The 7,943-nt window shown below is 39.6% G+C and carries 9 protein-coding genes; 4 read left to right on the top strand and 5 right to left on the bottom strand.

The window, feature by feature from the left end:
• Window positions 1-1,538: 1,538 nt before the first annotated feature.
• Genes AC3WLU_RS26535 through AC3WLU_RS26525 form a run of 3 tightly spaced genes read right to left on the bottom strand, consistent with a single transcriptional unit; the run spans window position 1,539 to window position 2,682 of the window.
• Window positions 1,539-1,733 carry a hypothetical protein gene (locus tag AC3WLU_RS26535; RefSeq protein ID WP_492598211.1) on the bottom strand — a complete coding sequence of 65 codons (195 nt, stop codon included), beginning with the start codon at window positions 1,731-1,733 and terminating at the stop codon, window positions 1,539-1,541.
• Entirely contained in the window at window positions 1,734-2,399 is a 666-nt protein-coding gene (locus tag AC3WLU_RS26530) for a hypothetical protein (protein WP_492598210.1), read from the bottom strand.
• Window positions 2,377-2,682 (bottom strand): helix-turn-helix domain-containing protein, encoded by a 306-nt coding sequence (locus AC3WLU_RS26525; protein ID WP_492598209.1) that lies wholly within the window; start codon window positions 2,680-2,682, stop codon window positions 2,377-2,379. Before AC3WLU_RS26525 ends, AC3WLU_RS26530 begins: the two co-directional genes overlap by 23 nt.
• A gap of 150 nt (window positions 2,683-2,832) precedes the next feature.
• On the opposite strand from AC3WLU_RS26525, the gene AC3WLU_RS26520 reads away from it, so the two are divergent.
• Both AC3WLU_RS26520 and AC3WLU_RS26515 read left to right on the top strand, forming a co-directional pair.
• On the top strand, window positions 2,833-3,480 hold the full coding sequence (locus AC3WLU_RS26520) for a hypothetical protein (RefSeq protein ID WP_492598208.1): 648 nt from the start codon (window positions 2,833-2,835) through the stop codon (window positions 3,478-3,480).
• A gap of 118 nt (window positions 3,481-3,598) precedes the next feature.
• On the top strand, window positions 3,599-4,063 hold the full coding sequence (locus AC3WLU_RS26515; protein ID WP_492598207.1) for a helix-turn-helix domain-containing protein: 465 nt from the start codon (window positions 3,599-3,601) through the stop codon (window positions 4,061-4,063).
• 675 nt (window positions 4,064-4,738) lie between these two features.
• Here the strand turns inward: AC3WLU_RS26515 and AC3WLU_RS26510 are convergent.
• The gene (locus tag AC3WLU_RS26510; protein ID WP_492598206.1) at window positions 4,739-5,506 is read right to left on the bottom strand and encodes a hypothetical protein; all 768 of its coding nucleotides are present in this window, start codon (window positions 5,504-5,506) and stop codon (window positions 4,739-4,741) included.
• A 448-nt stretch (window positions 5,507-5,954) separates the two neighbouring features.
• Here AC3WLU_RS26510 and AC3WLU_RS26505 point away from each other — a divergent pair, with 448 nt between their 5' ends.
• Window positions 5,955-6,461 carry a hypothetical protein gene (locus AC3WLU_RS26505; RefSeq protein WP_492598205.1) on the top strand — a complete coding sequence of 169 codons (507 nt, stop codon included), beginning with the start codon at window positions 5,955-5,957 and terminating at the stop codon, window positions 6,459-6,461.
• Between the two features lie 239 nt (window positions 6,462-6,700).
• On the opposite strand, the gene AC3WLU_RS26500 is transcribed toward AC3WLU_RS26505, so the two are convergent.
• Window positions 6,701-7,255, bottom strand: a complete 555-nt coding sequence (locus AC3WLU_RS26500) for a recombinase family protein (RefSeq protein WP_492598204.1) — start codon at window positions 7,253-7,255, stop codon at window positions 6,701-6,703.
• A gap of 478 nt (window positions 7,256-7,733) precedes the next feature.
• Between AC3WLU_RS26500 and AC3WLU_RS26495 the strand changes: the two genes are divergently transcribed.
• Window positions 7,734-7,862, top strand: coding sequence for a hypothetical protein (locus AC3WLU_RS26495; RefSeq protein ID WP_492598203.1), 129 nt, complete (start codon window positions 7,734-7,736; stop codon window positions 7,860-7,862).
• The last annotated feature ends 81 nt before the right edge of the window (window positions 7,863-7,943 follow it).

Raw genomic sequence — 7,943 nt, 5'->3', positions numbered from 1 at the left:
GAGACCTTTATAGGTCTTTTTTTTATGAGAACTTTTCTTTCCGGTCCCTACGAAGCCGTTAGAGGCCCTATATAGAAGCGAAAAAAAATCACCCTAAGTTCAAATACCTAATACTACCTACACCTCTGTATGGGCCATCCTAGGCCCTGTACAACTGCACCATGTAACGCCATACGGTATCAGCAAGGCTACTGTCATAGAGGGTATTGGAGGACAAGGGGGTAGTTATAGCTCAAGCACCATACGAACTATACGCCAATCAGTGCACATTCACCACGTATACCATGCACTCAACACGTACAATGCAGGATGCGACTCGACAAACTATCATAATAGATAAATGAATTAGAGATTAGATTAAGGATTAGAGTCAGGAACCTCCAAGGGCCAGGTGTAACCTCCCTTAAGTAACTGATCTATAGGAAAGGTTCCGAATAGCTGAAGGGCCCATAGGGGGAGGCGGGTACTTCCCTCCTGGTCGACTGCTGGGTGGGAAAAATACGGGGCAAATCCAAAAAGTATGGATGGGATTAAATGGTAAATACCCCTAATCGTAAACAGCAGCCGGTCACTAAAATGCTAAAGAGGGACAAATTGCGGGGGGAACTTCTAAATGCATGTTGCTATGAGGCAATTCTAGGCCGTTTTCTATCGCTAAGCAGGTACTTACCCTACTCGTTTCACTGTAGATCTGTATAAAAAAAGGAATCTATCATCAACCAAAACACAAAATATAGTAATTTATAAAAAAAAATCCTGTATTACCTTAATGATGAAGAATTTGGATGATATAATACTTTATGTTCATGGGCAAACACGCACACTACGAAAAGGAGCGTGTTGTTAATGAAAAAATTCGCGAACACAGTACTACAGTTTTTAAAAAAGAACGAGGGTAATCTAAAAAGAGGGGTCGACTGGCTAGCCTCGATAGCCAGACTCCTTTGGGTAACCCTCCAATTTTTTAAGAGCTAATCCTAACTAATTCTCGTTACTTAGCCACGGACCTTAGAAGGTAACCTATGCGTGACTGAGACTCCTAATCTCAGAGTTGACTGGGTGGTTTTTCCGGACCCCCCGAACAAAAGACGTGTTGTCCATAGTCACATCACGCAGGGACACTTTCTATATCTATTATGTAATTTTTCCCAGTATGTTAATCATATAAACAGAAAAAACCCCCAAAGGTTCCTAGGCCCTCGGGGGTTTTTTCTTCACCTAAAAAGGTGTGTTGAATGTTTCGCGAACAATTCAAGTACTGTTTGGGGCCATCCTATCCAACTTAAATTTCCGGTTTTAAGTCGGTACCCCTTGTCAAGATGAGAACTTTTTGTCCACGAGAGAGTCTCTTCTGTGGACTGCGCCTTGTACTGTACCTAATCACCCTTTAAAAACAGGTTTCAATGTTTAGGTCCAAATCATTGAAATAGGTAACAATATTGTGATTGGTACACCCTTATGATATCAGTTTGTTCGCTATTTGTGAACGAAAAAAGTTGCATAGTGAAACGTAAAGGTTAGAGAAAACCTCTTTAGATTTAACTGGTAGGTTCGTTTGGTTTCAGTCCAGCTTCAGGTTCCGGTTCCCTTTTCTTCTTAAACCGCATAGTCGAGAAAGGCGCAAATACAATTGGCCGACTCGCTGTATCAAAGTACCATTTCAGTTCCTCATCATTGAGATCGAATGGCTTAATGCTTTGGTGTACTCCAAGCAGGGTTTTATCCTTACTCATCTATTCCACTTCCTTTGGTTTGATTAATCCACTCGGCAGATTCCCACCACATGCAGAAAAGATTTCATTTTTAGAGATTACCGACTTACCAGGTCCGCCCGTAAAGATTAAGTGCTCATTCCCATATTCAAATTGTCGTCTGAAGCCCGTGTTAGCCTCCATCAATTCATCGTCATGAAGGAACTCATATATAGCCGGCATCAGTGGCCCTTGTTGCTTTGAAACTTCCCTAGAATAGTCTGCAATGGCCTTGAGTAACTCGTACCTCACTAGGTCCACCGTGTCATTAACAGAGAACTCATTCTTTGCTGATAGATCCTTACTGTAGGTGGTCCTAATAATCGGAAGATACTTTTGCTTTAGGGCCTTAAAGTCTTCCCTCAATTGCTCCTGTAGGGATAAAATTATCCTCATTTCTTCGTCCGCATTAGAAAGCTGTTTGGACAGGTAAATGTAGTCGGAAGTGGAATCCTTCGATACCTCCCGGTCTAACAACAATTGTGTATGCTCTTCCTGAAGCTGAACCATCCGTTCATTAAGTCCATTCTCTCGGTTTAGTAAGACCTGTTTCTCTTCCTGGTAATCGGCAATCACCTGGTTTGTAGCGACAAACAGATTCATATTTTCAATGGCCTGGTTGACCTCAGTCCGATCTATTTTTAACATTTTTTTTTCCCCCTTCTCGTAGTGCTTTCAGTTCGATTACTCGTTTCACGGATAACAACTCTAGGTTTGAGACATTCAAGGATTGAATTGCGTCCATGAATTTCGATTCATAATAGATACTGAATGGGACTTGGTTGTTTTCGAGCTTACTGATTGTACCGACATCCAACTTCATATACTGGCTGAACTCATTGATTGTCAGATTGCGTAAATGCCTTACCTCACGAAGATAACGGTAGTCATATTCACTGATGAACGGCAATCCTTTGACATGGTTGTACATTGCTTCACCTCCAATTTTTTTGGACCTTACCTTATAGGTTGATAACGACCCTTCTTTTACAGGGGTAAGTTCGAATTGTTGGAGGTAATTCACATCCATATGTAGAATAGGTGAAATAAGAGTGGCATTAGTGTGAAAGGAGTGTGAATCATGAAAATCAAGGAAGTATTAGATGATCTTCTGATAACCGGCAATACCATAGCCAAGATCGCAAAAGAGAAGGTTGGTATTGGCGAAAAGAAGCTAAAGGAGGCTCTACATAATGCTGGATATGAGTACCGAAACTCTGGCCAGAAGGGCTGGTTCTATGTAGGCGAAGGTGAAGAACCTCTTTATAAATCAGTGTTTGAGTTTGTTGAATCGAAAAGGAGTTCACGCAAGGTGAAACAGACTTCACGTGTAGGTGCATTAAACGTGAAACAGACTTCACACGTAAGTGAAGTTAAGGTGAATCAAAGTTCACCCACAGGCTCATACAACGTGAAAAATGATTCACCTCCTATTCCCCTCGATGTGAATAGCGGAAGAACTAAAAGTGAACCGGATTTCACACCGGAGGAAAAAGCGATATTAAAGGAACTGATACGGGGATATGTTCTTAACGACCAGCAAGATAGTCCTGGCGACGACTTATACCAAAGGGTAGTGACTTTAGATAAAGGGAAGAAGGTACGGAAGACGATTGTTATAAATGAGGAAGTTGGGGCTTTATTGGACAGATTCGCAGACCAGCAGAAATTCAGCAAATCCGATCTCATTGAAATCGCTATCCTTGATTTGGTTGATAAATACAAGTAAGAACGTGCCCGGCTGCTAAACTCGGTATTTATATTTTTCCTAAAATTGGAAGTCCTAAAGTGTCCCTTTTCTGCAAGTTAACGTTTGTAGAGAAATCGCAGAAAAGGACTGATTGGACATGACAAAGTTAAACATTAAAGGTACGGGTATTCGTTGCAAAGGAAACGTGGAGAAGAACTATGAGCAGGTTCCACACTCTATATTCCGTTATTTAGAGTTAGGACTCATCTCAGGAAATGACCTATCCGTGTACCTCCTGTTATTGAAGAATGACAACAAGGAAATTGGGTATGCTTTCCCTACGACACCGCAATTGGCTATTTGGACGGGACTCAGTAAAAGGACTGTCATAACTGCCACAACCAACCTTGAAATAGTGGGCCTCATTAGGGTAGAGAAGGTCCCAGGCTTTCCAAATAAGAATCGATATAATGTGTACCTACCGCACGAAAAAGAAGTACTTGAAAAATTAGTCCCACAGTTAAAAGTTAAGTTGGATCATAAGATAATGAAGTTGGGACTTGAAGCCGAACAGGATAGGCAAAGACTCATTGGAGCATTAAGCACACACGTTAGGGACTAACTTTATTAATCCCCGATTCAGGGATTATCTAATGCAGATATTACACCTCCATAGTGCAGAAAGGTTCCCTGGTTAATGCAGATATTGCACGTTATAAATACTTACTATATAGACTTAATATAAAGACTTAATTAACAAGATACGCTTCGCGCTATAAGAAAAACTATCAAAGGTAATAAGTAAAGGACATTAGAAAAGATAAGATGAAAATTAAAAGGCACGGTTACCTTTTTGCACTATGCTCCGATTCCTGGGCAGGGCATAATCTTAAAGGGTTGGTGAGATACTAAATAGGACTCTTTCAGTCCTTTGGGAGTGCCCCTGTGAAAATTCCAGGGGCCTATTTTTTTTATGAATATTAATTACCAGTGGTGGCATACTGTCTATACATTGCCATCGTACGATCTTCTCAAAACGAATGGCCTCTGTTCCCCGCCTATTTCCAAGGTTGGTTGCAGGGGTCTATTTGTGTTTGTCCTGGCCTTTAGTTCCCCAGGTGAATAGATGGCTATATGGAAGTTTGGCTATGTTACTTTTAACGGCCGGTTGGCACTTTTCGCAATACCAGGCTATGTAATCCTTGCCCTGTTCGTATAGTGGGGTCATTGTTTCCATGCCATAATGGCGGGCGCAGTATGTACACATTTTACGCTCTGACATAGCAAATTCCCCTCACTATTCTCGCCAATCCCATAATGGTATGTCCTTCACAGGATTTAAGAATTTCCGTGCCTCTTCCTCACGTTTCTTTCTTCTAGCCTTCAAACGGTTATTTTCAGCATATAGGGCCTGACGTTCCAGGGACCTGAAGACTCTATCTACGTAGCTGGATATGTATGTAATCGTTGAACCTTCTTTGATAGCATCCGTGACTCTATTAAAAACGGCCTTCATAATTTTGTTGTCGCCTATATAATTATTACTTTCTTGTTTTTTAGGTAAAGAATAGGTAGGAATTTTTTTCATGCCTTCAGACTTACTCCCCGTTGGAGTTTCGTCATTTTCTGTATGGCAATTGGTATGGCAATTATCATGAGAAATCCCCAATAAGTCCACCCAATAAGCGAAGTACGGATGATTGGTGAATAAGTATATAGGCTTGCCCCTGCCGTTACATTTCTTAGCTCTTCTATGTACTTTGATAACTTGTCCTAACTCTACCAATTCACTCAATCTATATCGAAGAGTCCTCTCAGATATCCCATGTTTACCTGCCATGTATTCACTACCAGCATAGTAGAATCCTAGTTCTGAACTTAAAAAGCAAGCCATATCAAAGGCCTGACGTGTACCCTCTTTTAAACGGTCCCACTTGTCTCCTATTGCTTCCTGTATGCTATCTAATAGGGTGTATTTCACTTTCTTCTTTTCGGTTTTAGTCTCAGCATATGGCTTGTATGAAATCATTTGCTTAAATTGGCTTGTTTCTACGAATACCGTCATTACTACAATTTCCCCCTATAGGGACACACAAAAAAAGCGTACTTTACCCCAAGTCCAACCAATCAAGCCAGTTAGAAACGCGCGGTAAAATACACTTTAGTAAGCCTAGTAATAAATAAAATTATATAAAATCGGTTGAATTTTCCTCTATCCACCGTTTATAATAGACCTATCGAATTTTGTGTGTATTTTACCTGTTCCGCTGTGAGAGGTTGAAACAGGGTAAGTCATTTTCCGGTTAGTGGACGGCAATCCTCTAATCATTATGGAAAATGGCTTTTTATTTTGCCCATATTTTATTATCTCTCATTTTAACGCTATGAAACTACCTAATGCAACATAATTTGCTAATAGAGGAAACCCTATACTATATAACGGATAATGATGAATGAAGGACTACCACCCCTTTCTGCCGAATTGAGTAGGGGAAATGGGGGAGAAAGAGAAGATGTCTAGAGAATATCTAGTTTTAATTGGTGCAGTATTTGGTGCAGTATTTGGAGGAGTAATAACCTTATTAGTAACAGGAATTAAATTGTATTTTGATAATCGAAAACATAAAACCGAGTTCAAACGGGATAAAATTGAAGAAGTTTACCTAATTATCCATGAGATATTTGACTTCCTAGAAGCTGGTATTCAAAATCCCAATCCTACCTTTCCACCAAGGATGCACGCAGGAGACAAAAGCAAAGAAGCCAAATTAATAAGTGAATATAAAAAAAGTTTTGATTCTAAGAAAGCACGTTTAGAGATGCTGGTTAACTTCTATTGTGATAATCTCCTTATTCAATCTAATGATTACATAAAGAAATGTGAAAATTACCATAAAAAAAAGCTAGAAATTACTCTTCCAGAAGATCGAGAAGAAGCCGAAGTATTGCAAGAAGAATTAAAAACAACAAGAGATTTTCTCCTCAAATCTGTCTATTCAGAGGCAAGGAAGAATTATTAGCAAGGCAAGTCATTCTTAAAGAATGGCTTTTTTTTCGTCCTGCTGCTATGCTCAATAGAACGTTTGTTCCTATTCCTACTAGCTAATTTCTACCCAGGGAACAACCTAAATAACCCCTTAAATGGTTGTTCAAAACTATGCACTCCAAAATATTCTTTTACATATAAACCCATATGGCTGTAAGCTTGGTGAGCTATGCGAGGTCAGAGAATGCACAAATAGAAAAAAGACGGGGAACGTCATACCCCCGTCTTTTTCTTTGCTCTGATAAGTGTACTTTTAGATATTCCTGTGGTAGCTTCGACCTCTTTATATGAATTAGTTTCTAACAGCTCTAAAGCGTGTTCTATTTGTTTCTTACTGTATAGGTTTGGTCTTCCTTCCCTAAAGTCCTTACGCTGTTTAGCAATAGCCTTACCTTCCTGGGTTCTCTCCACGATCATATTTCTTTCCATTTCCGCAACAGCCAATAATGTTTGTAAGAAGAAGTTTCCCATTGTTGTATTCTCGATTAAGCCAACATTTAGGACATGAACCTTTACGCCTTTTTCAAATAGCTTTTCAACTACTTCAATACCTTCCTTTGTGTTTCTTGCCAACCTATCCAATTTAGTTACTGTTAAAGTGTCCCCTGATTCCAATACAGAAAGTAATTTTTGAAATTGTGGTCTATCTGTTTTAGTTCCTGTGAACTTTTCAGAATAGATTTTTTGACAACCTTCTTTTTCTAATGTTTGTAATTGTACTTCTAAATCTTGATTAACTGTACTTACCCGTGCATATCCGTATTTCATATGTATTATCCCCTTTTTCGGCGCCTTACTTATGACACTAAGTTATGACACCTTCTGATACCTTGATATTACTGCATCTCCAAATTGGTGTCAATACTTTTAAGTTATGACACCTTTTCATGACTACGGGACAATAAAGGGGGATAAATCCGCAACTATATAAGAGGGAGATGTGCGCGACTTCTTAATCTCATTCTTATTATTTAGTGTAGGGTGTCCGAAAACGGTCAGTCGCACGGCATTATAGGTAGAGTGTCCGGAAATATTGACTCGTGCCTATTATCCTGTAGGAAGGTCTCTGACGATATATAAAGTAGGTGCGCGAAAACAGTTTTTCGTGTGACATACATGTTAGATGGTGTCCGAAAACGGAAACTCATGCGACATACAAAGTAAGGACTAGATCCCTGCGCAAAAACGAAAAATCAAACGGCATATATGGTAGGGTATTTCCTAACAAACTAAGGGGGTTATTTTTATGGAATTGGTTTTATTGCAAATGTTCTTAGCTATTGCAAGTGCTATGGTAATAATGTCAATAGGGGTAGCAGGTACTGTAACTTATCACGGGATAAAGATATACCTTTTAATTAGACGGGGAAAATAAGAAAGAGACCTTTATAGGTCTTTTTTTTATGAGAACTTTTCTTTCCGGTCCCTACGAAGCCGTTAGAGGCCCTATATAGAA

The sequence above is a fragment of the Peribacillus sp. FW305-BF15 genome, from assembly GCF_058783805.1.
Note: the sequence above shows the minus strand (reverse complement) of the source record. Positions and strands in the feature narration are given on the sequence as shown.

Bases quoted from the DNA above. Each gene is read 5' to 3' on its own strand.
- AC3WLU_RS26535 (WP_492598211.1), bottom strand. From the start codon at position 1,733: ATGAGTAAGGATAAAACCCTGCTTGGAGTACACCAAAGCATTAAGCCA.
- AC3WLU_RS26530 (WP_492598210.1), bottom strand. From the start codon at position 2,399: ATGTTAAAAATAGATCGGACTGAGGTCAACCAGGCCATTGAAAATATG.
- AC3WLU_RS26525 (WP_492598209.1), bottom strand. From the start codon at position 2,682: ATGTACAACCATGTCAAAGGATTGCCGTTCATCAGTGAATATGACTAC.
- AC3WLU_RS26520 (WP_492598208.1), top strand. From the start codon at position 2,833: ATGAAAATCAAGGAAGTATTAGATGATCTTCTGATAACCGGCAATACC.
- AC3WLU_RS26515 (WP_492598207.1), top strand. From the start codon at position 3,599: ATGACAAAGTTAAACATTAAAGGTACGGGTATTCGTTGCAAAGGAAAC.
- AC3WLU_RS26510 (WP_492598206.1), bottom strand. From the start codon at position 5,506: ATGACGGTATTCGTAGAAACAAGCCAATTTAAGCAAATGATTTCATAC.
- AC3WLU_RS26505 (WP_492598205.1), top strand. From the start codon at position 5,955: ATGTCTAGAGAATATCTAGTTTTAATTGGTGCAGTATTTGGTGCAGTA.
- AC3WLU_RS26500 (WP_492598204.1), bottom strand. From the start codon at position 7,255: ATGAAATACGGATATGCACGGGTAAGTACAGTTAATCAAGATTTAGAA.
- AC3WLU_RS26495 (WP_492598203.1), top strand. From the start codon at position 7,734: ATGGAATTGGTTTTATTGCAAATGTTCTTAGCTATTGCAAGTGCTATG.